Annotated in this window: 21 protein-coding genes and 1 pseudogene; 4 read left to right on the forward strand and 18 right to left on the reverse strand. The window is 56.6% G+C overall.

Annotation, left to right across the window (positions count from 1 at the left end; translation table 11 throughout):
• Positions 1-270: 270 nt before the first annotated feature.
• The 15 genes and pseudogenes from E3U32_RS22715 to E3U32_RS22780 all read right to left on the reverse strand — a co-directional run bounded on the left by E3U32_RS22715 (position 271) and on the right by E3U32_RS22780 (position 14,378).
• A complete protein-coding gene (locus E3U32_RS22715; protein WP_134350789.1) occupies positions 271-624 on the reverse strand; it encodes a T6SS amidase immunity protein Tai4 family protein in 354 nt (117 codons plus the stop codon).
• 3 nt (positions 625-627) lie between these two features.
• Positions 628-804 (reverse strand): annotated as a pseudogene (locus tag E3U32_RS23985) (type VI secretion system-associated FHA domain protein TagH); the annotation flags it as partial.
• 18 nt (positions 805-822) lie between these two features.
• Positions 823-1,230, reverse strand: coding sequence for a putative T6SS immunity periplasmic lipoprotein (locus tag E3U32_RS22720; protein WP_134350613.1), 408 nt, complete (start codon positions 1,228-1,230; stop codon positions 823-825).
• Positions 1,221-1,763 (reverse strand): hypothetical protein, encoded by a 543-nt coding sequence (locus E3U32_RS22725; protein ID WP_134350614.1) that lies wholly within the window; start codon positions 1,761-1,763, stop codon positions 1,221-1,223. The genes E3U32_RS22720 and E3U32_RS22725 overlap by 10 nt, the downstream gene beginning before the upstream one ends.
• Positions 1,764-1,820: 57 nt before the next feature.
• Positions 1,821-2,303, reverse strand: a complete 483-nt coding sequence (locus E3U32_RS22730) for an Hcp family type VI secretion system effector (protein ID WP_014884229.1) — start codon at positions 2,301-2,303, stop codon at positions 1,821-1,823.
• Positions 2,304-2,483: 180 nt separating this feature from the next.
• Positions 2,484-2,873: a T6SS amidase immunity protein Tai4 family protein gene (locus E3U32_RS22735; RefSeq protein WP_134350791.1), complete on the reverse strand. Its 390-nt coding sequence runs from the start codon at positions 2,871-2,873 to the stop codon at positions 2,484-2,486.
• Positions 2,874-3,241: 368 nt separating this feature from the next.
• The gene (gene tssC / locus E3U32_RS22740; RefSeq protein WP_028018712.1) at positions 3,242-4,741 is read right to left on the reverse strand and encodes a type VI secretion system contractile sheath large subunit; all 1,500 of its coding nucleotides are present in this window, start codon (positions 4,739-4,741) and stop codon (positions 3,242-3,244) included.
• Positions 4,742-4,744: 3 nt separating this feature from the next.
• A complete protein-coding gene (gene tssB / locus E3U32_RS22745) occupies positions 4,745-5,269 on the reverse strand; it encodes a type VI secretion system contractile sheath small subunit (RefSeq protein ID WP_008502644.1) in 525 nt (174 codons plus the stop codon).
• A gap of 75 nt (positions 5,270-5,344) precedes the next feature.
• The gene (gene tssA, locus E3U32_RS22750; RefSeq protein WP_134350615.1) at positions 5,345-6,361 is read right to left on the reverse strand and encodes a type VI secretion system protein TssA; all 1,017 of its coding nucleotides are present in this window, start codon (positions 6,359-6,361) and stop codon (positions 5,345-5,347) included.
• An 11-nt stretch (positions 6,362-6,372) separates the two neighbouring features.
• The gene (gene tagF / locus E3U32_RS22755) at positions 6,373-7,089 is read right to left on the reverse strand and encodes a type VI secretion system-associated protein TagF (protein ID WP_134350616.1); all 717 of its coding nucleotides are present in this window, start codon (positions 7,087-7,089) and stop codon (positions 6,373-6,375) included.
• A gap of 16 nt (positions 7,090-7,105) precedes the next feature.
• Positions 7,106-10,726: a type VI secretion system membrane subunit TssM gene (gene tssM, locus E3U32_RS22760; RefSeq protein ID WP_134350617.1), complete on the reverse strand. Its 3,621-nt coding sequence runs from the start codon at positions 10,724-10,726 to the stop codon at positions 7,106-7,108.
• Positions 10,727-10,728: 2 nt separating this feature from the next.
• Entirely contained in the window at positions 10,729-11,967 is a 1,239-nt protein-coding gene (locus E3U32_RS22765) for a DotU family type VI secretion system protein (RefSeq protein WP_033145801.1), read from the reverse strand.
• 17 nt (positions 11,968-11,984) lie between these two features.
• Positions 11,985-13,328, reverse strand: coding sequence for a type VI secretion system baseplate subunit TssK (tssK, locus tag E3U32_RS22770; RefSeq protein ID WP_134350618.1), 1,344 nt, complete (start codon positions 13,326-13,328; stop codon positions 11,985-11,987).
• A gap of 28 nt (positions 13,329-13,356) precedes the next feature.
• The gene (gene tssJ / locus E3U32_RS22775; protein ID WP_134350619.1) at positions 13,357-13,860 is read right to left on the reverse strand and encodes a type VI secretion system lipoprotein TssJ; all 504 of its coding nucleotides are present in this window, start codon (positions 13,858-13,860) and stop codon (positions 13,357-13,359) included.
• Between the two features lie 23 nt (positions 13,861-13,883).
• Positions 13,884-14,378 carry a hypothetical protein gene (locus E3U32_RS22780; RefSeq protein WP_032647696.1) on the reverse strand — a complete coding sequence of 165 codons (495 nt, stop codon included), beginning with the start codon at positions 14,376-14,378 and terminating at the stop codon, positions 13,884-13,886.
• A gap of 1,000 nt (positions 14,379-15,378) precedes the next feature.
• Here E3U32_RS22780 and E3U32_RS22785 point away from each other — a divergent pair.
• The gene (locus E3U32_RS22785) at positions 15,379-17,667 is read left to right on the forward strand and encodes an FdhF/YdeP family oxidoreductase (protein ID WP_134350620.1); all 2,289 of its coding nucleotides are present in this window, start codon (positions 15,379-15,381) and stop codon (positions 17,665-17,667) included.
• A 22-nt stretch (positions 17,668-17,689) separates the two neighbouring features.
• The gene (locus tag E3U32_RS22790; RefSeq protein ID WP_134350621.1) at positions 17,690-18,586 is read left to right on the forward strand and encodes a LysR family transcriptional regulator; all 897 of its coding nucleotides are present in this window, start codon (positions 17,690-17,692) and stop codon (positions 18,584-18,586) included.
• Here the strand turns inward: E3U32_RS22790 and E3U32_RS22795 are convergent.
• Together E3U32_RS22795 and E3U32_RS22800 are read right to left on the reverse strand one after the other, a co-directional pair.
• The gene (locus E3U32_RS22795) at positions 18,565-19,323 is read right to left on the reverse strand and encodes a phosphate/phosphite/phosphonate ABC transporter substrate-binding protein (RefSeq protein ID WP_134350793.1); all 759 of its coding nucleotides are present in this window, start codon (positions 19,321-19,323) and stop codon (positions 18,565-18,567) included. The two genes, E3U32_RS22790 and E3U32_RS22795, sit on opposite strands and share 22 nt — an antisense overlap.
• Complete coding sequence (locus E3U32_RS22800) at positions 19,316-20,287, reverse strand: fatty acid desaturase (protein ID WP_134350622.1); 972 nt, start codon at positions 20,285-20,287, stop codon at positions 19,316-19,318. The genes E3U32_RS22795 and E3U32_RS22800 overlap by 8 nt, the downstream gene beginning before the upstream one ends.
• Before the next feature lie 149 nt (positions 20,288-20,436).
• On the opposite strand from E3U32_RS22800, the gene E3U32_RS22805 reads away from it, so the two are divergent.
• The gene (locus tag E3U32_RS22805; protein ID WP_134350623.1) at positions 20,437-21,417 is read left to right on the forward strand and encodes a GlxA family transcriptional regulator; all 981 of its coding nucleotides are present in this window, start codon (positions 20,437-20,439) and stop codon (positions 21,415-21,417) included.
• Between the two features lie 79 nt (positions 21,418-21,496).
• A complete protein-coding gene (gap, locus tag E3U32_RS22810; protein WP_134350624.1) occupies positions 21,497-22,507 on the forward strand; it encodes a type I glyceraldehyde-3-phosphate dehydrogenase in 1,011 nt (336 codons plus the stop codon).
• Positions 22,508-22,548: 41 nt separating this feature from the next.
• On the opposite strand, the gene E3U32_RS22815 is transcribed toward gap, so the two are convergent.
• Positions 22,549-23,736: an MFS transporter gene (locus E3U32_RS22815; RefSeq protein ID WP_059312785.1), complete on the reverse strand. Its 1,188-nt coding sequence runs from the start codon at positions 23,734-23,736 to the stop codon at positions 22,549-22,551.
• Positions 23,737-23,829 lie beyond the last annotated feature (93 nt).

The following is a 23,829-nucleotide window of genomic DNA, read 5'->3' on the forward strand; positions in this document are numbered from 1 at the left end:
CAAGATCCAGGTCATATCCTTTCCGTCTGTAGTCTGAAAGAAGCTGATTATAATCATTCTCGTGCTTTTTAAAAAAACGTGAGCTGAATAGGTCCATGATTACAACAATCAGGAACAAGACCACAATAAGAAAGAATAGTAAACAGTCCATATACACCATAATTTACTACCAAGGCTGGCGAATCTGCACTCATCTTGAGGGCCATCACGGGCTGTGACTTGAAGACGCGAGATGGTGCGGTCAAATCTCCTGGCAATATCGGTGAAACGCTATTTTTGGACATCGAGCAGGCGGATTGCGTCGCTATTGGCGATTAAGCTGCACTTTAATACCTGATAATTACCCGATTCAGTACCGCCTACCTTCTCTTTAAGTAAGGAAACAATCACCTTGTCAGCTTTTTCAAAATTCTCTGCAGGCAGATCGCTTGCTTCGAGCCATGCAGCGGCACTGGCCTCTGCATCATCCTTCAGGATTTTACTATCTGCAATCTTGCCGATGCATCGATTTTGCACCCAGTGTTCAAAGATTTGTTGCTGAGAAAAAGCGCTGAAATCAGGCAGTGATTGGGCATAAACAACAGGGGCATTTAATGCCAACAAGAGCAGCAGTAAACGTTTCATTTCAGGCTCCAGAATGTTGCGTTGCTGCGTGCCCGATAAACAGTAGTCATCAATACCAAGAATACCGCCATCCTGCAGTTCAACCTGACGCCCACGTTCCAGAGGAATGTCATTTAATACCACGCGGATGACGCTGCCACGGTTGGTCAGGCAGTATCCGACCGGGGCGTGAACGGCGGCGTTTGGGGTTAACATATTCTATTCAGTCTGCGTAAGCTTAAACTGGCCTGAGGGGCCTTCTTGTAAGGTGAAACGGGCCGCATAGCGAATAGAATCGTTTTTCCCTGACACTTTCAGAGCAACATCATATTCTCCCGCTTGCCACGTAATCCCCGTCCACTGATGACATTGTTGGGTCGTTAACGTCACCTCAGGGCTAAACGTTGACGGCGGCGATATCGCTTTCCATTCATTTCCCGCGCGTTTCATTATGGTGGGTGAATGACTGGTGATAGGCGCGTCTAACCCGGCTTTAGCGGGAATAGCAAAGCAGGGTTCGTTGTTCTTTAGCGTAACCGAAAGCGGCTGATATTGTGCCGGATAAGATACACAGGCGCTCACCGTTAATGCGATTGCCACAACACTGAGTAACTGTTTCATAACCATACCCGTCGGTCTTTAGGATTTTGAATAAACAACGATAATACCTGCAGGTATTTTTCCTTCAGATCTGGTCCAATAATTCCCTCAAACCCTGCAATATTTCGGAAATCACCCAAGCCGTAATTTATCAGATAATAAAAATCTGAAATGATAGAAGCCTGCTGCTCCATACCAAAGTCCGATAGCTTTTTATCGGAGGGCAGAGAATAGTTATAACTTGCTGCCCAACTGAATGCTCCTCGGGTTCGAACATTCATTCCAATCTGATGCTGCAACACATGCACCATCTCGTGAATAAACCAGTGTTTATATCGTGGAACCTCTATCGAGAAGTCATCCCGATAATGCGGCTCGCGAAAATAGAGCTCACCATTGGGGGTCATCGCGACATCTGTGGACTGCATATTAAATGGCAAATAGCTTTTATTATGGACTTTAACTTCAGAATACTTTATTGCGTCACCAAAAACCGAGCGCGCCAGTGCTATTTCGCCAATGGTGAGAGGACGGGCGCCTCCTTCCTGCAAACTTGCCATGCTATCTTCCTTCCCGGTTGATAAGGGCCGGGGAAAATTCCCCGGCCACATGCGCAATTACGCTTCTTTGTTCTCTTTGATGTTCCAGCCAGCGCTGCTTTCAGCACCTTTACCACCGGCAGTGGTCTGCTCCCAGTACTGCTGTTTCACTTTCGCAGCCTGGAATGCATAGGTCACACCAACGGTATCGCCGTTGTCTGCACCGGTGTACTGAACAGAAGTGACCAGCACATCTTCCAGCGTGATGCGGGTATATTCCACCTGCTGGCCACCGGCTTTACAGACGGACAGCTCAACTTTGGTCAGGTGTTTACCGCTGGCGCAGTGCTTCAGGATTGCTGTAGTGGATTTGTCGATCAGGGCGTTAACGTGCAGATCGTTAAAGTTAACTTTACCGGCACCGCCGCCACCGCCAACGCTCATATTACCTGGCTGGGAAGCGCCCCAGGAGAAGGAGGTAATATCAGTCCAGCCGGTGTGGTTAGAATCTTTAGATTCGCCAGTAACACCCTCGACCTTCAGAAACATATCAATAGCCATAATATCTACTCTTCGTGGATGAACAATATTGCTTTCGAAAAAGCACTTATATGGCAAACAGGAAAGCATGGGGCTGAATAAAACCGTCCATATTTTACCTCTGCCTCATATCAAATGACCCGTGTCATTTGACAGTCTTACATTCCCCCTGAATGAACGGAAAGAATGTGAAGTCTTTTACTACTCCGGGTTATCCTGAATCCAGGTACGTTCAGGATCGCCAATGATGACCTGCGGAACCAGTTTATTCAGTTCGTCGCTATGATAAAGACGTAAACAGTTTAAGGTTACGCCTTTGACATCGGGTTTTCGCTCTGAATGAAAACCGTTAATTTGATTTTTATATTTCGCAATGAGGGCATTCACTTTATCAGTGCCATTTTCGGCATCAAAAGGTATCCACTCAATGAATGCACTCGCACTACGGGCCGCATCAGCAGAAAATTGGCTGCCTTTATCTGCCACCTGCGCAAGACAGCGCGCCAGAACTAAATCTTTTAAAACCTGCCGATATGTTTGCTGATGATAAAAATCAGGATAGTTATTTCCGGCACACACGTAAAAAGTCATAAATGCGAGGAAAAAACAGAAACGTTTCACCTTATATCCTTTGCCATATGCTCAGTAGCGCATCTGCCAGCGTGAGGCACTAACTTTTCTCTTTCCATTTCTCTGCGACAACGTATATCCCTATCGCTAATGCATTAAGTCCAGCACATAAGAACCCATGCATTGCGATCCGGGGTATATCTTCCGGCCAGTCAAAGATAAACAGATAGTAGCCGGATACCGTCACACACAGCATGAATGAAATAATTAACAACGTATAAATCGTTAAATAGCTGATGAATTTTCTTGTTATCGCTTTCACAGGTAAATTCATTAGCTATCTCGTATTCACAGTAAGGCCGCCGGCCCCAATGGGCCGGCCACCTTCATTACGCGTCTTTCGTCTTCAGCGACGGCAGTTTAGAAACCAGACGCAGGGAAACGGTCAGGCCTTCCAGCTGGTAGTGTGGACGCAGGAAGAACTTCGCGGCGTAGTAGCCCGGGTTGTCTTCAATCTCCTGCACCTGCACTTCCGCAGCCGCCAGCGGTTTGCGGGACTTAGTTTCCTGAGAGGAGTTAGCCGGGTCACCGTCCACGTAGTTCATGACCCAGTCGTTCAGCCAGCGCTCCATTTCTTCACGCTCGCGGAAGGAGCCGATTTTGTCGCGCACGATGCACTTCAGGTAGTGCGCAAAACGGCAGCAGGCGAACAGGTACGGCAGACGGGAGGCCAGGCGCGCGTTAGCGGTCGCATCCGGGTCGTGGTACTCCGCCGGTTTTTGCAGAGACTGCGCGCCGATGAAGGCAGCAAAGTCAGAGTTTTTGCGGTGAACCAGCGGCATAAAGCCGTTTTTCGCCAGCTCGGCCTCACGACGGTCGCTGATGGCGATCTCGGTCGGGCATTTCATGTCCACGCCGCCGTCATCGCTCGGGAATGTGTGACACGGCAGGTTTTCTACCGCCCCGCCGGACTCGACGCCACGAATCGAGGTGCACCAGCCGTACTCTTTGAAGGAGCGGTTGATGTTGGCAGCCATCGCATAGGCGGCGTTCGCCCACGAGTAGCTGTTGTGGTTTGCGCCGTCGGTCTGCTCTTCAAAGTCAAAGCTGTCGACCGGGTTGGTGCGAATGCCGTACGGCAGACGCGACAGGAAGCGCGGCATCACCAGACCCAGATAGCGGGCATCTTCAGATTCACGCAGTGAACGCCAGGCGGCGTATTCGGTGTTCTGGAAGATTTTGGTCAGGTCGCGCGGGTTGGCCAGCTCCTGCCAGGACTCCATCTGCATCACGCCCGGTGCGGTACCGGTGATAAACGGACAGTGCGCCGCAGAACCGATGCGCGCCATTTCACCCAGCAGCTCAACGTCCTGCGGGCTGTGGTCGAAGTAGTAGTCGCCGACGATGCAGCCAAACGGCTCGCCACCAAACTGACCGTACTCCTGCTCGTAGATTTTCTTGAAGATCGGGCTCTGGTCCCAGCCCACGCCCTTGTAGCGTTTCAGGGTACGGCCCAGCTCCTGCTTGGAGATGCTCATAAAGCGGATCTTCAGCATCTCGTCGGTTTCAGTGTTGTTCACCAGGTAGCTCAGACCGCGCCAGGCGCTCTCCAGCTTTTGAAACTCGTCGTGGTGAATAATCTGGTTTACCTGCTGCGACAGCTGCTCATCGATACCCGCAATCAGGTTCTGAATGGTACGGTAGGTATCGTTTGAGAAGGTGACGGTATTTTCCAGCGCCTGCTGCGCCAGAGTTTTAACCGCGCTTTCTACGGCGGAACGCGCCTGGTCAGTTTTCGGGCGGAACTCTTTGTTCAGCAGCGCGCTGAATTCATCCTGGCTGAACGCCTGACCCGCCTGCTGCTCATGTTGTTGAGTCTGGTTGCTCATCGATTATTCCTCGCTACCTTTCGCGCTTTCGTCATTTTTCGGCAACTGGCTCAGGGATTTGAGCAGCGTCGGATCCTGCAGAATTTTAGCGATCAGCTCTTCCGCACCGTTTTTGCCGTCCATGTAGGTCAGCAGGTTGGAGAGTTGAGTACGCGCTTCCAGCAGCTTGTTCAGCGGCTCAACCTTGCGGGCCACCGCATCCGGCAGGAAGTCGTCCATGCTGTCGAAGGTCAGATCGACGTTGAGCTTGCCTTCGCCGGTCAGGGTGTTATCCACCTGGAACGCCACGCGCGGCTTCAGCGCCTTCATGCGTTCGTCAAAGTTGTCGATGTCGATTTCGAGGAACTTACGCTCGTCGACGGCCGGCAGATTTTCCACCGGTTTGCCGACCAGATCGGCCATGACGCCCATCACGAACGGCAGCTGAATTTTACGTTCTGCACCGTAGATCTCTACGTCGTACTCGATCTGCACGCGGGGGGCACGGTTACGTGCGATGAATTTCTGCCCACTGTTACTCATTGCCATGATGTTCTCCATCAAAGATGCGCGGTGAAGGTGAAACGGCAGGCTCCATGCCTGTCGTCATAATGCCTGGACGCGTTATTCGCGGCGTCCAAAGATGTTTTCCAGTTGGTTAACGCCGTCTGGCGCCAGGTCGCGAATAATGTCCATAAAGTTAAGTTCTGACAGCCGCTGCACCCGTTCAATCATCAGCGGTGCGGGGTGGCTCGGTTCGTACTGTGCAAAATACTGCTTCGCTTTTTCCAGCATCAGCTGCGCATCGGCGCGGCTGGTGACCTGCACGCTGCGCCAGTCCGTCACCTGCTGAGCAGGCTGCGCGGCCACCGGCTGTGGCCCGGCAGGCTGTTCAGCCTGTGCGTCACGGTTCGGCAGCAGCTTGCTGATGTCGGTCACCTGACAGGCGTCGGCAACCAGCCCTACGGTTTTCAGTAGCTGCTCCATCTCCGGCACCCCGCTTTCACCGAGATAGCCGGTGAGCAAAGCGCGAATCGCCAGCAGCCGTTCGTTAATGACGATAACCGCTGCGGTTCCCGGCTGGTCGCCGCGGGCCAGTTCGTCAATCAGCCGTGGACGGCCGCCGGGATAGTCCGGGCATTCCGTCTTACTGCCGTCCAGCAGCGCCTGGGCATCCCGGAGCGAAATTTCATCGCCGTTTGAACGCAGAAGCGAGGCGTTACGCACGGCGACGGTGAGATCAGACTTATCGCTCAGCCCTGCCAGGGCGTTGATGCGGTAGAACGGATCGGTCTCGCCAAACTCTTCCAGCAGCGGATAGAGCGGCTCCCAGTAGCGTGCGATCGCCTCCTGCACCAGCAGTAATCCATCCGCGTAGCCCGCCAGCCCGCGGCGGCGCGTCCAGGCATGGGTTAACGCCAGCAGCACGCGAAGATCTTTGGTGCGGGTCAGCAGGCTGGTGGCGTATTTTTCTACCGTGTTCCAGTCAGCCGGCTCTGCCGGGATGATGGTGTCGCCAAACTGCTGTTCCGCTTTTCCCTGGCCTGCCTGATTCATGATCTGGAAGTCAGCGTCGTACTCCAGGTTTTCGCCGCAGGGTTTGTCGGGGCTGATTGGCGCGAGAAATTCTTCGATATTCATAAGATCCCTGCTTATTCAAACATAGGCGGATAAAGACCGTGACGACCCGGGCGGGCGCCCCCTGCCGGATCGAACAGCAGGGTAAAAAGCTGCCCGGTAAAGTTACCGCTGTGAACGTGGGTGTACAGCGGGTAGCCGTCGCAGCGGTTGGTCCACCAGTAGCTGGTCTGACGAAGCGGATCAAAACATTCTGCCGCCTGAGGCCAGCCCAGCGTGCTTTGGCCGTCCTCGTCATAACCAATCACATCAAGGATATCGGAACGCTTTTGCGGCTCGACAGGCTGCGGTGCCGGAATGGTCATCAGCATCTCGTCCAGCTGCGAGGCGGAAAAACTGTTGCGCACCGCATGCAGCCCCAGGCGTCCAATCTGCTGATACCAGCTTTCGGCCTGGCTGAGCAGGTTAGTCGACCACTCTGACGGGGCGAAGCTCAGCTGCAGGCAAACCGGATATTGTCGGCCAACGCTGTCGCGACCGGGCAGCAGACAGCCCATCTGGATCATCTGGCTGCCCAGCATAGGCGGTACCACATAGTTCCAGACTGGCGCTTTATGGAACTGGCGCTCGCCGCTGCGCAGCTCTTCCTGCTGCCAGGCCAGCAGACCGACCTGGAACCAGTGGGACCACTGGCGTTGTAAGGTGTCAGGAAAGCGGCGCTGCAAAAAATCTCCGGCGCTGGGTAATTTGCCATACCAGCTGTAGCGGTTCATCGCAGGGGTATTCGTCATACGGCTGTCCTTGCGGTTATGGGCATGAGAAACGAGGAAGCTGGAACGGGTTGCGAATGCTGTTTGGCGCAAACTCCAGCGTGACCTGATGTCCGTCAACGTTGAAGGTGGCCTGACGGCTCAGGCTACCCGCGCCCGGGCTGGTGCTCGCTTTATCGAAAAAGCGGTTCAGTGCCCAGGCACCGTTCGTTACCAGCGTCGCCGTACTGCCGTTCGCCAGACCCAGCTGCATACGGACCTGATTGGTACCGCCCGGCCCCGGCCAGTTCATGATCTGCACGGCCTGCGGGCCATGGCTGTAGCGCAGCAGCTGGCCGTCAACGTCCAGCGTCAGGTTCAGAATGGTGTTATCCATTCGCACGGTGCGTACCGTCACCTTGAAAGACGGCGTGGTTGCGCCGTTAGCAAAGAAGGCGTCGCGAATGGACTGGGCCTGCTGGAACGGTCTCAGCAGCCCTTCGCTTCCCGGCAGCGTTTTACCGTCAATGCCCGGCATAAAGCGCCAGTTTGCCTGCGTGGTATCCACTTTATTGGTCAGGTTGTCGCGGAAGAAGGCGTCCATCAGACCGGTGCCAGGGGCAAACATGCGCGCGAGATCGTCAGGGGTGACCTCGGTGCTGGCGCTGCGCACCAGCGGGTAGCGACCGGCAATCGCCTGGCGACAGAACCCGCCCACTTCAACGTTGATTCGCTTACGCACGTTTTCCAGGTCACGGCGCTGGGTATCGCTGCTGGCACCCACCGCCATATTGCTGAACATGGTTTGCAGCCCGCCCGGCAGACGACCGGCGCTGGCCTGCAGGCGGCTTATCGCCTCGCCGCCCGGCGCCGGCATGCCGCTGTTGGCGGCGTCCTGTACGGCGGTCAGGTAGCGATAAAGCTCGTCCACCTGCTTGAGAAAATCGTCAAATACGATGGTCTTCCCGCCCTTCTCCAGCGGCTGCGCCAGCTCAATCATCGGCGCATAGTGGTCGGTCACCAGCTGTTCCGGTGCCTGCGTAACCACGGCTGCCTGCGTCGGGGCTGCGTCATTGTTACTGAACAGCGCTTCCAGCGTACGCGTGGCACGGTTGCTCTGATCCTGCGCTTTACCCGCATCCTCTGGTACTGGGGCATTGCGCGACAGATTCAGCACCTGGCTCAGGTTCTGCACCAGACGGCGCAGCGGCGAGTTTGCCCCCGAGAGCAGGCGCGCGGTGTTGATGCGCTGGGAAAGATCGGCGCTGTTGTTCAGCTGAATGTCGGCGAGAAAGCGATCCCAGTTAGCGATAAAGTCGCGCATGTAGAGCTGGCGCACGGCGTTATCAATTTGCTGTTTATCTTCCTGCGCCGTGGCGGCTCCCAGCACCCAGGCGTCGTCCTCGTGCAGCGCAGTGGTAACGCTGTCAATCTGGCCGTTAAAACTTTTCCAGTAGCCGTCCGGCGTATAGAGGCCCGGTACGCCTTCGCTCACCGGCTTGCCGCTTTTACGTGAAAAGACCAGCTCGCTCTGCGGTCCGCCGAGGTCGGAAAGGGAGACCGGCTTCAGGTTTTCATCATGCTCCAGCAGGCGCTTGAGACGACCGTACACGCGCGTGGAGAGCGGCTGCTGGTTGATCATCGCCCTTTCGCGCGCAACCAGAGATTCATCCTGAGCGTACGGGGAGGCCTGAATTTTCGGCTCAAGCAACTGAGTCAGGTGCCATTCAAGCTGTTGCAGCTGCGCCTTCGTAACGTTCTGCGGCAGGTTACGCTGCAGGTTCAGCATCACCCATGAGTGCAGGAATTTGCCGTCATATTGCTTCGGCTGATACAGCATCTGATAGGCTTTCAGCGCTTCGTAGCTGTACTCCACATCGCTGCCGTTGTCGTTGCGAAGCCAGGTGGTAATGTGCATGGCGACGGCGGGCAACAGCATCTGATCCAGTGCTTTCTGGTACAGAGACTGGGATGCATCGCTGACGTCATCGCCACGATAAAGCCCCATACGGCGGGAAACGGGCGGGTCGTTCACGTCAAACGCGTCGCTTTTCGGCAGGTCAACCAGACCGTTCAGCAGCGGCAGCAGATCGAACAGGTCGCGCTGGGTCTGGCCCTGCAGCGCTTTACTCTGCTGGTCCAGCAGAGGTACCTTCGCATCCACCTCTTCCAGATAGGCCTTGTTTTTGGCATAGCTGGTCAGCCACAGACCGCCCAGGATCACCAGCAGAGCCAGCAGCGCCGCGTAGCCGGACCAGATCACGGCCCGGTTGCGCAGTTCCCACCAGCGGTTTTCTCCGGCGATCCCCGCTTCCTGGAAAATAACGTTTTGCAGCAGGTTCTTAATGAAGAAGCTCTGGCCTTTCGCCCCCGGGATAGGGGCCTCTTTGCTGACCGAATCCCAGCGATCCGCCTCCGCCCCTTCCGGCAGCGACAGCGCACGGTTCAGTTCGCCCATCACGCGGTCGAACGGCATGCCTTCCTGAGTGCCGCTGGCGAAGTAGATCCCACGCGGGGAGAATTCGGTTTCGAAGTTGGAGCGGGCGAAGACCGTGCTCAGGTAATCCGCCAGCAGCGGACGCAGCGCGGCGAACTCCTGGGGGAAGAGATACGCTTCGGCACGGGTTTTCGCGTCATGCTCTTTGAGCATGGTTTCCGGCAGCCCGGCATCGAGGCGCTGCTGTAAAAGCGAAAACTCCTGCTGGAAGTTGCCCATCAGGTCGTAGTCGGCGTGTTTGGTTTGCTCCCACGGCAGCGTAAAGCCCCAGATCTGGTCGCGCTGCGCTTTGTCGTAGTCTGCAAACCAGGCGCGGAAGCCTTTAAGCAGGTCGGCCTTGGTCACCATCACGTACACCGGGAAGCGGATACCCAGCTGTTCATGCAGCTCCGACAGACGCTGACGCAGATTCACCGCCTGCTGGCGGGACGCCTCGGCAGACTGGGTAAGCAGGTCAGAAATGCTTATGGTGATGATGACGCCGTTGATCGGCTGGCGGCGGCGATACTTACGCAGTAGTCCCATGAACTCCAGCCATTCGCCGGCGTCCTGTACCTGCTCGCTCTCCTGCGTGGTGTATCGACCCGCCGTGTCCAGCAGCACCGCCTCGTTGGTGAACCACCAGTCGCAGTTGCGCGTGCCGCCGATGCCCCGCAGCGCGGTCTTACCGAAACGATCCGCCAGCGGGAACTGCAGTCCGGAGTTGACCAGCGCCGTGGTTTTACCCGATCCCGGCGCGCCGATAATCACGTACCACGGCAGTTGATAGAGATATTGCGTGCTGAAGCGCTGGGTCCACTGGGCACCCTGTCCCGCTTTGCTGAAGTGCGCTTTTTTCAGCATTTGCGCGGCTTCATCAAAACGGCTGGCGAGGATCTGCTCCTCGCTGTTCAGTCGCTTCTGCGGATCCGCCGCTTCCGGGCTGGTGGTGTTCTCATTGAGCTTGTCCATCAGCTTGCGGTTCAGCCAGGCATTGTACAGCCGCGGCAGAATGTGGCCCTGCGCCCAGAGCAGATAGACCACGGCGATGCTGATAATGCGGTTCTGTTCGGATTCAAGCGGCCGGGTGTCCACGATGGACAACAGGGGACCAATCATCCAGATCACCGCCGCCAGCGCCGTTACGCCGAGGAAGCTCCACAGAATGCGGTTGGTCAAAATGGAAAGAAGTGTAGTCAGCATCCTTAGTTTCCTTGCGGCAATCCGTTCAGCTCGGCCTGCGTATTTTCAGGCGACACCAGCAGAGTAATTTCCACACGGCGGTTACGGGCGCGGTTTTCTGGCGTCGTGTTTGGCGCCACCGGGTTAATCTCGCCCCGCCCTTCCGCTTTCACGCGGCCAGGCTGAGAGAGGCTTCCCTGCAGCATTTTCTGTACAGAGCGGGCACGTTCCAGAGAGAGTTCGTAGTTAGAGGCAAAGCGCGCGCTGCGGATCGGCACGTTGTCGCTGTAGCCCACCACCAGAATTTTGCCGCTGACGTTATTCATCGCCTGCGCAATGCGGTTGATCACCGGCTCATAGCGGTCGCGCACGACGGTAGAGGCAGACGCAAACAGCCCGTCGCCTTTCAGGATAACGACGCTGCGATCCGCTTCGTCTTTCACCGCGACGAGGCCAGCTTCGATTTCCGGTTTCAGGAAGCCCCGCAGGTTCAGCACCGCCGGTAGCTGACGAGCCGGCTGCTGAATAGTGGTTTCCGGCAGCTGAGACTGGTAAATCTTCGCCAGCACCGGGTTAGTGTTATCGCCGAGACGCCAGTTAAGCACGATATAGAAGAGACAGGCGATAAACCCGGCCAGCGCCACGCAGGCCCACAGGGGAACCATCGGCCGCCAGAGCTTGCGCAGCACCGGACGATCTTCCGGATGGGGTGAGAGCGGCGGCGGATAGCTGCCGCGCACGCCGCGGATCATCTGCCACAGCCGCTGCTTGATGGTTTCAAGCTGGGTGCGGCCATTGTCCAGCACCCGATAGCGCCCTTCGAAGCCGAGCAGCAGACAGTAGTTGATCATCTCCAGCAGGAGGATATGTTCGCGCGGGTTCTGCGACAGGCGCGCCAGCAGCTGGAAAAACTTCTCGCCGCCCCAGGTTTCGTTATGGAACGTGACCAGCAGGCCATTGCTTGACCAGACGCCACTGCTGCCCCAGGGGGTGAGCGCGGCGGCTTCATCAAGCGCCGTACACAGACAGTAACGAGCCCCGACGATCACTTCGTAAGGCAGCCCTGCCTGCTGGCAGCGGACTTCAAAACGGCGAATCTCATCGATCAGACGCTGGCGTAACGCCACCTGGTCGTCATGCGATACCGAATGACGAATCTGCGGGATCGCATTGAGCAGCGGATTGGCGGCCGCCACCAGCTGATTGTTGCTACTGGCTCCGGTAAACGCGGCATCACTGCCGGTATCCTGTCGTTCCTGCATATTAAGCGCTCGCTTTATTATTCAGTCGGGCTACGGATGGCCCAAAACTCCATATCCAGCCCCGGGAACTCCCCTGCAAGATGCAGGGCGAATGCGCCGGACTTATCCATCTCGTGCCACAGCTCGCTGCCCTTCTCGAGCTCAAAGTAGCTGTAGCCGGCATGCCACGGGATCTGCGGCGGTGCGACCGGCATGGCGCGCAGCATAATGCCCGGCAGCTGAAGCTGAACCAGATCGCGGATTTTCGAGACCGGCGCGACCTTCATCTGCGCCGGGAAATGCGTTTGCAGGTGTTCGCCTGGCACATTGGCTTTTACCGCCAGCACGAAACCAAACTCACGCACCATGCTCGTTTCAGGCACCGTGGCGATATTCAGGCCGTGAGAGCGCTCGTTAAGCGGCAGCTGAATCGCGTGGTCTTCCATCACCAGCGACAGTCCCTGGCGCAGCATCAGCATCAGTTTGCTGAAGCAGTTTGCCAGATCGTCATGATCGTAAATCGGCAGCACGCTTTCGGTGGTACGTTGCGACGTCCAGGTGGAGAGCTCGGTGGCGAACGGCAGCCAGCTGCGCCAGAGCGTTTCCGGATGCAGCAGCGGGAGGGTTTTTAAATGAGACACCTCGCCCAGATGACGGTTAACCAGCGACAGCAGCGTAAACTCAATCATTTCCGAGGTGTTAAAGCGGCCAGGCTGGCGCAGACGGCCGCCAATCTGCTGGCTGCGCTGCACCAGTAAGCCGTGCAGGTCGTTGATCATGCTGTAGATCTGCGGGCTGTTATTGGCATTCAGCATCGGCGGGATGTAGCTGTTATCGAGCCGCACGTGGTTGTCGTTACGTTTCTCAGCCACAAACGCCACGCCGATGGCGGTCCATTCGGCTGTGAGGTCTTTTTCGAGCATCAGAGTCAGACGCAGACGGCCAAACTGGACGGTGGCATCCCCCACCGACATGGCGTTATCGTCTTCCACCTCTTGCTCGAACGCGATAAAGCGCGCCAGCGAGGCCGGCTCTTCGCTGAAAATCACCTCTTCTCTCTCGCCACGACGAACCGGCAGTGCGAGCACCACCTTTTCATTGGTGAGGTTGTCAGGAATTTTCAGCGGCACAGGACCGTTGCGCCCGTTACGGACCTGGAAAAAAGTGCCGTCGGGCAGCAACCCGCTGCAGTAGCTCAGGGCAATGCATCCCTGACGAAGCATCGCTTCATCCAGTTCAACGTCAAGAAAGCCCCAGAGATAGGAACGCTGCAGCGCACCCCATTCACGAACATGGTTGAGCAGATAACTTTCAGTCCGCTGAAAATGGTGTGGACGCAGGAACATGCCTTCGGTCCAGACGACCTTTTCTGCTTTGGTCATGATGATGTGTTTCCTGTTATGAAGCGCGTTACTGGCTGATGACCCGAATGCCGTTCACGTCGAGAAAGACGTTGGCCTGAAGTTCATCTGCGGACCATTTCCAGAACTGATAGATATGATTTTCGCCAGGCACAGGCAGAGGGAGTGAAACGCGCCATTTTTTGCCATCCAGCATCTGATATTCCGCCATCACGCCGATGTAGCGAGCCTCCGGAGAGCTTTGCCCGGTGAGGGTTTTCGACAGCTGTCCCGGCATCAGGAAGAACACATCGCTGTTCAGCAGATTCGCGCCAAGCGTGGCTGACGCGTTGTTCTGCAGGGAGTAGAAGTCGCTGGACATAAAATCCGCATCGGATTTCAGCAACAGCACCCGAACCTTAAGCGGCGCAGATTCATTGATTTGTGGATGAGCCTGAAACTGCAGATTGTAGCGGGAAGGGTCGCTGTGTGAAGACGACGTACAACCACTGACAAGGGCGAAAACCACCGCGTAAAAGAATAACCACAGCTTATGAAAATTTTTATTATTCATAAAAATGCGCTCATGAAAGCCGTTTAGTTCAGGATCCAGGTACCGTTAGCGCTGTCTTTGCAGGCTTTGCTGTTGCCATCGACATCCACACAGGTCGCTTTTTTACGCGCCTTAGGACGAATGGCCTGTTTACGCACGGCGGCATCGTACTGATCGGCCTTAATAACGGCGCGCATCGGGACGTAGCCAATCAGCTGATCGTTACCTTCATCGGCGAGCGCCATCCAGTAGTGTTCAACCTGTCCCAGCACCACGTATGTTTTTCCAGTCTCCAGGTTGCGGATAACTTTACCGCCAAAGTCAGGACGGCTCATCAGGGAGGCTGGGTACATGGCACGATACGGCTCGTTGACCGGCGTGAACTCCGTCGGCGGCGTAACAGCGTGACGGTGGGTTAAGGTTACGCCGTTGACCTGGCTGGTCTCGATCGTATCGTCGTTGATCACAGGTTTCTGCGGCGCTTTACAGCCCGCCACCGCCATTACAAACAGAAGTGAAAACAGTACGCGCATTTTCATATGCTTTTCCGTAGCGATATTTCGATGATGGAGATAAGGGGATGAAGTTTGACTTAAGTGCTATCGTTAAAATAGCCAGGATATTTTCGGGGCGTTACTATTTTAAAGGCATAGCTACCGCACGAGCCCTTCAGAATAAGGCCCAGTGTCTTCCTGACATATTTTGACAAACGGTAAACAAGTTTACATGAGCTTCGTATCAATTCAATATTTACCGCTACGTAACTGATGGTAAATGAAGCAGTCGGAAAATTATAGGATTAATCTGAGAAAAAAATACGACACAGCCTGCACCCTTTTATTACCCCACCCCAACACGACATAACATCATGTTTTATAAATTAAAAACACAAAAGAGAACCACTTTCATTAACGCAATACTGCTATTATCGCCACTACCATAATTAGTAGAATTCGCGTATTGGTGATGCCACAAGAATATACCGACGATGAATTATTTGTTGCACTAACAGGGTATCTTTAATATTCATCGTAATTCACCGTCAAAATGGGAATATTTCACTTATGCCGAACGGCGTTAATTTCACGCCTCAAAATAACTTTATATTTCACGTTGTGATAATTACCCACTAAGACATAAATTATATCCATTAATCATTAAGCCTGAGTAAACATTCCCGTCACTCTCGCGTTGCCCAATGCGCCAGATCGCCTGCCAGGTCCGAATATTGTCTTTTTCACCAATCGTAAGCTTCATTCGAAGTTTAACTGGTACTACATCCTCCTGCGTTCGCCGCCATCTATCCCACCTACCGGATGATAGATAAGATTTATTATTCAAATGATAAAATTTCGTTATAATTTCTTTAAATATTTATGCAACTTAGATGATAACTAACTGTAATAAAAAGAATTTAAGATAAGGCATTTTGCCGTGCCGTATGCGCACAGACACCCGGCCGTCATTGCTTTCGCTTATTGTCTTCTTCAGTGATTTATTGGCTTAGTCGCCGTAAGACCGAACGAATCAGGAGTTGGTATGAACAATAAAAGACGCTCAGTGCCCGGTATCAGACACTATGATGGTCCTGCCGGAGGCTGGGGCGCGTTAAAAGCCACGGCCATTGCGGTACGTACCCAGATGGATACCCTTGATGCCCCCGCGACGCTGTTGCGCACCAATCAACCTGACGGTTTTGACTGCCCGGGCTGCGCGTGGCCCGATAAAGAACATAAATCGACGTTTCAGTTCTGCGAGAATGGCGCCAAAGCGGTGACCTGGGAAGCAACCAGCAAACGTGTAACCCCCGCGTTTCTGGCGGAAAACAGCGTCTCCTCGCTGCTGGCAAAATCGGACTTTGAACTGGAAGGCTATGGTCGGCTGACGCATCCCCTGCGCTATGACCGGGACAGCGATACCTTCAGGCCCGTCGAATGGGACGAGGCATTTCAACGCATCGGCGAGGTGTTGCGCGGGCTCGAACCGGACCAGGTTGAGTTCTATACCTCCGGGCGAGCCTCTAACGAAGCGGCGTATCTGTTCCAGCTGTTCGCCCGCGAATACGGCACCAATAATTTCCCGGACTGCTCGAATATGTGTCATGAAGCCACCAGCGTCGGTCTGCCGCGGTCGATTGGCATCGGGAAAGGCACCGTCTCGCTGGACGACTTCGACAAGACCGAGCTGGTGATCTCCATCGGCCACAACCCCGGCACTAACCATCCGCGCATGATGGGTACTCTTCATGAGCTGGCGCGTCGCAATGTGCCGATTATCGTCTTTAACCCGCTGCGCGAGCGCGCCCTGGAACGCTTCGCTGACCCGCAAAGCGTGATTGAAATGGCGACCTACGGCTCCACGGATATCGCCTCAACCTATTTCCAGGTGAAGGCCGGGGGCGATGCCGCCGCGCTGAAAGGTCTTGCCAAACACCTCCTGGAGATGGAGGCTGAACGCGGTGACGTGCTTGACCACGCGTTTATTGCAGAGCATACCCAGGGCTTTGAGGATTTTGCCGCCGATATCGCGCAAACCTGCTGGGACGATATCGAGCACGAGTCGGGCCTGAGCCAGCAGGCGCTCGGGAAAGTGGCCGAGGCCTATGCAAAATCGAAGGCCACCATCATTACCTACGGGATGGGGATTACCCAGCACAATAAAGGCACGGCAAACGTGCGGCTGATCGCTGACGTGCTGCTGCTGCGCGGCAATATCGGCAAGCCCGGCGCGGGAATCTGCCCGCTGCGCGGTCATTCTAACGTGCAGGGGAACCGCACCGTCGGGATTAGCGAGAAACCCACGCCGGCCTTCCTGAACCGTCTGAAGGACGTGTTCGGCTTTGAGCCGCCGTCTCACCACGGGCATGACGCGGTGCAGGCGACGCAGGCGATGATCGACGGCAGGGCGAAAGCGCTTATCTGCCTCGGCGGCAATTTTGCGGTGGCGATGCCCGATCATGAACGCGGTTTTCCGGCGATGGGTAACCTGGATTTGAGCGTCCACGTCGGTACTAAGCTGAACCGCACGCATCTGCTGGTAGGCAAAGAGACCTTTATATTTCCGTGTCTCGGCCGTACCGAACTGGATATCCAGGCTACCGGCCGTCAGTCCATCACCGTCGAAGACTCTATGTCGATGGTGCATGCCTCCTCCGGCAAGCTGAAACCTGCCTCACCGTTGCTCCGTTCAGAACCCGCTATCGTCGCCGGCATGGCAAAAGCCACCCTGCCAGCCACCCGCGTGGACTGGATGACGCTGGTTGAGGATTACGACCGCATCCGAGATCTGATTGAGCAGACCATCCCGGGCTTTGAGAACTACAATGCGCGGATCCGCGTTCCCGGCGGCTTCCGGATGCCGCTGCCGCCAACGCAACGTATCTGGCCAACGGCGACGGGAAAAGCGATGTTCTCGGTATTCGACGGTGTTCACGAGAACGCCAGCGGCGAAGGTGAACACGTTCTGCGCCTGATCACGCTGCGCAGCCACGACCAGTACAACACCACCATTTACGCCCTCGACGACCGCTACCGTGGCGTGTTTGGCCGCCGCGACGTGCTGTTTATGAACGAAGACGATATGGCGCAGTCAGGACTGGAACACGGCGACCGCGTGGATATCGAAACCGCCCTGCCCGGCAGCGTTCAGCGTCTGGAAGACATCACCGTGGTGGCGTACAGCATCGCCCCGGGCTCTGTCGGCGCCTACTACCCGGAGGCCAACGTGCTGGTACCGCTCGACTATCTGGATAAGGACAGCGGAACGCCGTCTTATAAATCCGTTCCGGTTCGCATTACCCTGCGCTCAAAAGAGATCCGCATGCTGTAAGGCTGTTCGCGCAAAGAAAAAGATGGATATTAAACAGTTAAAATACTTAATCGCACTCGACCAGACCCGGCACTTTGGTAAAGCGGCCTCGCAGTGCAATATCACCCAGCCGACCCTCTCCATGCGCATCCGCAACCTGGAAGAGGAGCTGGGGCTGGTGCTGATCGTGCGCGGACAGCGCTTTGAAGGGTTTACGCCGGAGGGAGAGCGCATCCTTGCGTGGGCTCGCTCCCTGCTGGCCGCGCACGACGGCTTACAGGCGGAAGCCGCGCTGTGCAAAGGCCAGGTGGTGGGTGAATTACGGTTGGGGATGGTGCCGCTGGCGAGTGTGGATCCGATGATCTTTATTCGTCTGCTGACGCAAAAATACCCGGAGCTGACCTACAGCCTCTATTCTATGTCCTCCGCACAGATAGCCGATGGCGTCAGCCGCAACCAGCTTGAACTTGGGATTTGCTACCTCAATAGCATCGACACCAGCCTGTTCGACATTATTCAGTTGCCCAAAACGAAGATGGGTCTGCTGCACGACACCCGCCACTTCCAGCTACGCCAGGAGAGACTGACCTGGCGCGATCTGATGGATTTTCCGCTGGGGTTCCTGACCAAAGGGATGCATTACCGGGCGCATATGGAGGCCAGCTTTAACGCGGCGGGCATCGAACCGACGTCGGTTTTTGAGAGCGACTCCACGTTCCAGATCATTCAGGCGGTTCAGAGCGGCGTGTGCTGCGCCGTGATGCCGCTGAACAACGGTCTGGAGGATCTGAACAGTAATTTCAGGATAGTCCCCATCACCGACGCAAATATTGAGGCTCCCGTCGGACTGATTATGCGCAGGCAGAAACCCGTATCTTCACTGGCGCTGCGCTGTTTTACCGATGCGCAGGAAATTTTTCATGCGGACAATGAGGCGTAAGCCTGGCGCGCCACCACGCTAAACCCACCGATGAATACCGCGTCGCAAACGGCCCGGTGTTCCGGCGAGCTCACCAGCGCGCGTAGCGCATCGCGGATGGCGTTCAGCGTTTCAGGCGAAGTGTTATGCGAGGTGATGAGCGGCAGCCCAGGCGTCAGGGGGGTGCGGTCAATAACCGCCAGCCCCGCAAGCCGCTCCGGCTCGTGACGCTGCAGCAGCGCCCAGGTGACACAGTCGATAGCCGCGATATCTCCTGCCCCGCGTTTGATATCAATCAGCGACTGTCGATGGCTACCGCTAAAGGACGTTTGCGCGAAAAACGGACCGTCAGTTGCCAGAGGAGCCACTTTTTTTCGCAGCGCACGGTAGCCGGACTGCGAGTCCGGTGAATTACAGACCGCCCGGCGTCCGCGAAAATCAGCCAGCGTGAGATGCCGATCCTCCTCGCGCACCGCCAGAACGCTGCGGTAGTGGATCCCTTCGCAGCCCGGTGCCGTGTAGTGAAAACAGCCGACCACCTGCACATCCGGAAGCTGCGTGACCAGCGGATAGCCGCAGGCCTGGCTGAGGATAAGCCCAGGCTGTTGCCAGTGGGTCAGCAGGTCAGCCTCCGGCCAGCCGGGGTCACGATCGACGGGCACACCGCGCGCAACCAGTAAACCCTTTACCGCCAGCCAGAGCGCGCGGGTGTCGTCGCGATCCACGGCGTACATGGGAAACGCCAGCAGGTTACTCATACTCATCCTCTTGTTGTCTCCCGGGATGAACGGTGACGTCGACGGGTCTGGCCCAGAACTGTCGCAGCCATTCGCCGTAGCCCCTGACGAGAAAACCGTGGTTTCGCTCCCGGTACGCCTCCCGGTTTTGCAGGTAGATCGCCTTCAGTCCGTACCAGGGAACGCCCGGCAAATCATGATGTACTGAATGGTAGTTGAGATTTAAAAACAGTACCCGCCAGAAGAGCCCCGCCTCGTTAATGACGGAGCGCGCGAGCGGGTCGTCCGCTGCGCGATGTTCGAAAAAGGATCGAACTTTAGTGAGCGCCAGCGCCGGATAGCTTACCGCTAGCACAAACCAGACGGGTGAAAAACCGACGTGCATCATACAGGCGAAGAGTGCCGCCAGCAGCACACTGTGAACCAGCCACATCGTCATCGCCCGCAGGCGAAGATGACGAAACGCCGCCGCGGCGCTGCCCAGGGTCTGAAGAATATCGAGCAGCGGCGCAAGCATCAGCCGACCGGCGAAGGTGTTCCGGGCGCGGATCGCGCGCTTCTGCCATGGGGTAAAGCGCGCCCAGCTCTCGTCGGTAAAATAGTACGACTCCGGGTCATCCACTGGATGGGTCAGGCTATCGTACCGATGATGGGCCAGATGAGAATCCCGGTACAGGCCATACGGATACCAGACCGCCAGCGGGAGTGTGCCAAACAGCTGGTTAAGCCAGGCAAAACGCGTGGGGTGCCCATGGATCAGCTCATGCTGCAGGGACATGTACCAGGCGGTAAACCCGATCAGCAGCAGCGTGGCGGGAAGCAGGCCGAGCGTTTGCCAGAACGCCAGCGTGGCAAACCAGCCAGCATAAATAGTAATAATTAAAAGCCAGGTGGGCAGTTCGCTTCGCCACAGGAATCCCGATGCGAGATGGTGGATTTGATTGCGTTGTTGCGGATGCAAATAGAGGGAGTTTCGTTTACCCATTCCTTCAGACGCCGTTTCGCCAGAGACAGTCTCCTGACAATCCGGGATTACATCTGAAATAACAAACAACTTAAATCGCTTTGCTTTGCCAGAAACATGGGGCTTGCCCGCTGCTTGACTTATTCTGTAATAAAGGTACTTTTCAGGACATGAAAAAGATCCTGATTATCGTTCCTGACGGCGGCATGCTGTTTGAAGCCGCCGGTATTGCCGACATTCTGATGCAGGCCAACCGGCTGCACCCGGAAGGGCTTGCCCAACCCCGCTACCGGATTATCATCGCCACGACCCAGCCTCACCAGGTGATCCACGGTCAGTCCGGCCTGAATCTGCTGGCGGATTATCGCCTGCCGGAGCTGGATCCGCGTGAACCGCTGGACACCATTATCATCACCGGGCGCGGCATGAACGAGCAGGAGAGCACGGCGGTCGTCGACTGGCTGCACCTTGCGGCACCGCACGCCCGGCGGGTCGCTTCAATATGTGGCGGCGCGATGCTGCTGGCCCAGAGCGGTTTGCTTGACGGTCGTCGCGCGACCACCCACTGGCGGCTGCTGGAGACAATGCAGGCTCAGTACCCGTCGATCAGGGTCGAAGGCGGCCCGCTGTATATTCAGGATGGCCCCATCTGGACCTCCGGGGGCGTGAGTTCCGGGTTTGACCTGACCCTGGCGCTGGTGGAGGACGACTACGGATTTACCCTCGCCCGCGATGTGGCGCAGGATCTGGTGATGTATCTGCGCCGCCCTGGGGGACAGCTGCAGTTCAGTCGCTACAGCCTGCAGCAGCCTGGCGCATCGGGCCCGATAAGCGAGCTGCAGTCCTGGATTCTGCAAAACCTCACCGCCGACCTGTGCGTGGAAAATCTGGCCGAAAAAGCGGTGATGAGCCCGCGCAATTTCACCCGCGTGTTTACCCGTGAGACCGGCGTCTCTCCTGCCCGCTACGTGACCGAAGCGCGTCTGGCCGCCGCCCGCCAGTTGCTTGAGCAGACCAGCGATTCCCTTGAGCGCATTGCCGGGCAAAGCGGGTTTGGCACCAGCATTAATTTGCGACGCGTGTTCGAGAAACAGCTCCACCTCACCCCGGGCGAATATCGCCAGCGCTTTCATTGCCGGAAAATGGCGTAATCTGATCCTTTTTTGTCGTTTACGCCATTGCGCCTGACGCCTACAGTGACTCCAGACAACGAAAGATAAGGAGTGCACCATGGTTAAGGTCGGTATTAACGGTTTCGGCCGTATCGGACGTAATTTCCTGCGCGCGGCGCTGGGTAACCCGGATCTGCAGATTGTGGCCATTAACGATCTGACGGACAGCAAAACCCTCGCCCATCTGCTGAAACACGATTCCCTGCTGGGTAAACTACCCGCGCCCGTTGAAGCGGCAGACGGCGCGCTGCAGGTAGACGGGCAGCGGATCGCCGTATTTAGCGAACGCGATCCGGCGAATATTCCGTGGCGCGATGTCGGCGTTGACGTGGTGATTGAAGCCACCGGGTTCTTTACTGAACGAGAAAAAGCGGCAGTGCATATTACCCACGGCGGCGCGAAGCGCGTCATCATTTCCGCTCCCGGGAAGAACGACGACCTGACGATTGTGATGGGCGTCAATCATGAGCAGTACGATCCCGCCCGCCACGCCGTGGTGAGTAACGGGAGCTGCACCACGAACGGTCTGGCACCGGCTGCTCAGGTGCTGCATCAGCAGTTCGGGATTGAGCATGGTCTGATGAACACGACCCACGCCTATACCAACAGCCAGGCGCTGCACGACCAGCCGGAGAAAGATCTGCGCGGCGCGCGCGCGGCGGCGCTGTCGATTGTGCCTTACTCCAGCGGCGCGGCGAAAGCGCTGGGGAAAGTGATCCCCTCTCTGGACGGTAAACTGACCGGGTACTCCCTGCGCGTGCCGGTTCCGGTGGTGTCGGTTGTGGATTTAACGGTGACGCTGAGCCGCAATGTAACCGTCGAAGAGGTGAATGAGGCGTTCCGTCACGCTGCCGCCAGCGGGCCACTGAAAGGCATTCTGGGATACAGCGATGAACCGCTGGTCTCCAGCGATTACCAGGGCGACCCGCGCTCCTCGATTATTGACGGGCTTTCCACGCTGGTGATTGGCGGGAATATGGTGAAGATCCTGGCGTGGTATGACAACGAGTGGGGATTCTCAAACCGTCTGGTAGATTTGGCGGTATTTATGGATAAGAAAGGGCTGTAAGTCTGGAGCCGGGTGGCGCTTGCGCCTACCCGGCAAGTGCATTACTCCGCTTTAACTTTCACGCCCATAAACACAATCACCATCGCCGTTACCAGCAGAAGGCCGCTGCCGGCAAATACGCCGCTGGCGCCATTGAGGTCAAATACCGCCCCGCCCCCGGCCGCACCGGCGCTTATCGCCAGCTGGATTGAGGCTACCAGCAGCCCCCCTGCACTTTCGGCTTCATCCGGAACGGTAGTGGCAAGCCAGGTTGACCAGCCCACCGGAACCAGACCAAATGCAAAGCCCCACAGCGCAACCAGGAATCCGTCCAGCATGGCCAGATGACCAAACGCTACCATCGTGAGCGCAAGCACGCCCATGGCGAACGGTACCAGCGCCAGCGTCAGGCGCAGATTACGCGCCAGAAGATGCCCGGCAACGGAGGTGCCCACAAAGTTGGCCAGTCCAAAGCCCAGCAGGATCAGTGAAATGGTCTCTACGCTCGCCTGCCCTACCGTTTCCAGGAACGGACGCAGGTAGGTAAAGAACGCAAAATGGCCGCTGAAGATCAGGATGGTCGCCAGCATGCCGCCGATCATTCCCGGGCGACGCAGCACGCGGAACAGCGTGCTCAGGCTGCCGCTGCTCTCCGGCTTCATGGACGGCAGGACCCAGAGCTGCCACAGCAGCGCCAGCATGCTCGGCAGAATGCAGAGGATAAACACGTTACGCCAGCCGATCAGGCTGCCAAGATAGCTGCCCAGCGGCGCCGCAACCACCGTGGCAATGGATACGCTGGAGAAGATCACCGCCAGCGCTTTCGGCACTTTGTCCGCCGGCACCAGACGCATCGTCGTGGCCGTCGACATCGCCCAGAATCCCCCGATGGCAACCCCGAGCAGCAAACGCCCCATCAGCAGAACGTGCAGGTTGGGCGCAAAAGCCACCAGCAGGCTGGAGATAATTTGCAGCACCGAGAAAAACATCAGCACCCAGCGGCGGTCGATACTTTTGGTTGCCGGGGTAATCAGCAGCCCGGTCACCAGCGCCACGAGTGCGGTGGCGGTCACGGCCTGTCCGGCCATTCCCTCACTCACGCCGAGGCTCGCGGCCATTGGCGTTAACAAACTGGCGGGCAGAAATTCTGCCGTAATCAAGCCAAACACCCCCAGCCCCAGTGAATAGACGGCCCGCCAGGCGGGTTTTGCAGGCGTTACCGCCTCGCTCGCCGCGACACATGAATTCATCTGTTTTTCTCCCGTTATAGAAATGTGACAACTGTCGCAAAAGCATAGAAGGTTCACCCTGGACGATCTATGACATATAATCTCCACTTATTG

Origin of the sequence: Lelliottia nimipressuralis, assembly GCF_004402045.1 — a bacterium.
GTDB lineage: Bacteria > Pseudomonadota > Gammaproteobacteria > Enterobacterales > Enterobacteriaceae > Enterobacter > Enterobacter chinensis.

Coding starts and splice junctions, on each gene's coding strand:
- E3U32_RS22730 (WP_014884229.1), bottom strand. CDS start 2,303: ATGGCTATTGATATGTTTCTGAAGGTCGAGGGTGTTACTGGCGAATCT.
- tssK (WP_134350618.1), bottom strand. CDS start 13,328: ATGACCAAAGCAGAAAAGGTCGTCTGGACCGAAGGCATGTTCCTGCGT.
- tagF (WP_134350616.1), bottom strand. CDS start 7,089: ATGACGAATACCCCTGCGATGAACCGCTACAGCTGGTATGGCAAATTA.
- tssJ (WP_134350619.1), bottom strand. CDS start 13,860: ATGAATAATAAAAATTTTCATAAGCTGTGGTTATTCTTTTACGCGGTG.
- gap (WP_134350624.1), top strand. CDS start 21,497: ATGGTTAAGGTCGGTATTAACGGTTTCGGCCGTATCGGACGTAATTTC.
- tssM (WP_134350617.1), bottom strand. CDS start 10,726: ATGCTGACTACACTTCTTTCCATTTTGACCAACCGCATTCTGTGGAGC.
- tssA (WP_134350615.1), bottom strand. CDS start 6,361: ATGAATATCGAAGAATTTCTCGCGCCAATCAGCCCCGACAAACCCTGC.
- E3U32_RS22780 (WP_032647696.1), bottom strand. CDS start 14,378: ATGAAAATGCGCGTACTGTTTTCACTTCTGTTTGTAATGGCGGTGGCG.
- E3U32_RS22805 (WP_134350623.1), top strand. CDS start 20,437: ATGAAAAAGATCCTGATTATCGTTCCTGACGGCGGCATGCTGTTTGAA.
- E3U32_RS22815 (WP_059312785.1), bottom strand. CDS start 23,736: ATGAATTCATGTGTCGCGGCGAGCGAGGCGGTAACGCCTGCAAAACCC.
- E3U32_RS22800 (WP_134350622.1), bottom strand. CDS start 20,287: ATGGGTAAACGAAACTCCCTCTATTTGCATCCGCAACAACGCAATCAA.
- E3U32_RS22735 (WP_134350791.1), bottom strand. CDS start 2,873: ATGACTTTTTACGTGTGTGCCGGAAATAACTATCCTGATTTTTATCAT.
- tssC (WP_028018712.1), bottom strand. CDS start 4,741: ATGAGCAACCAGACTCAACAACATGAGCAGCAGGCGGGTCAGGCGTTC.
- tssB (WP_008502644.1), bottom strand. CDS start 5,269: ATGGCAATGAGTAACAGTGGGCAGAAATTCATCGCACGTAACCGTGCC.
- E3U32_RS22795 (WP_134350793.1), bottom strand. CDS start 19,323: ATGAGTAACCTGCTGGCGTTTCCCATGTACGCCGTGGATCGCGACGAC.
- E3U32_RS22765 (WP_033145801.1), bottom strand. CDS start 11,967: ATGCAGGAACGACAGGATACCGGCAGTGATGCCGCGTTTACCGGAGCC.
- E3U32_RS22785 (WP_134350620.1), top strand. CDS start 15,379: ATGAACAATAAAAGACGCTCAGTGCCCGGTATCAGACACTATGATGGT.
- E3U32_RS22715 (WP_134350789.1), bottom strand. CDS start 624: ATGAAACGTTTACTGCTGCTCTTGTTGGCATTAAATGCCCCTGTTGTT.
- E3U32_RS22790 (WP_134350621.1), top strand. CDS start 17,690: ATGGATATTAAACAGTTAAAATACTTAATCGCACTCGACCAGACCCGG.
- E3U32_RS22725 (WP_134350614.1), bottom strand. CDS start 1,763: ATGGCAAGTTTGCAGGAAGGAGGCGCCCGTCCTCTCACCATTGGCGAA.
- E3U32_RS22720 (WP_134350613.1), bottom strand. CDS start 1,230: ATGGTTATGAAACAGTTACTCAGTGTTGTGGCAATCGCATTAACGGTG.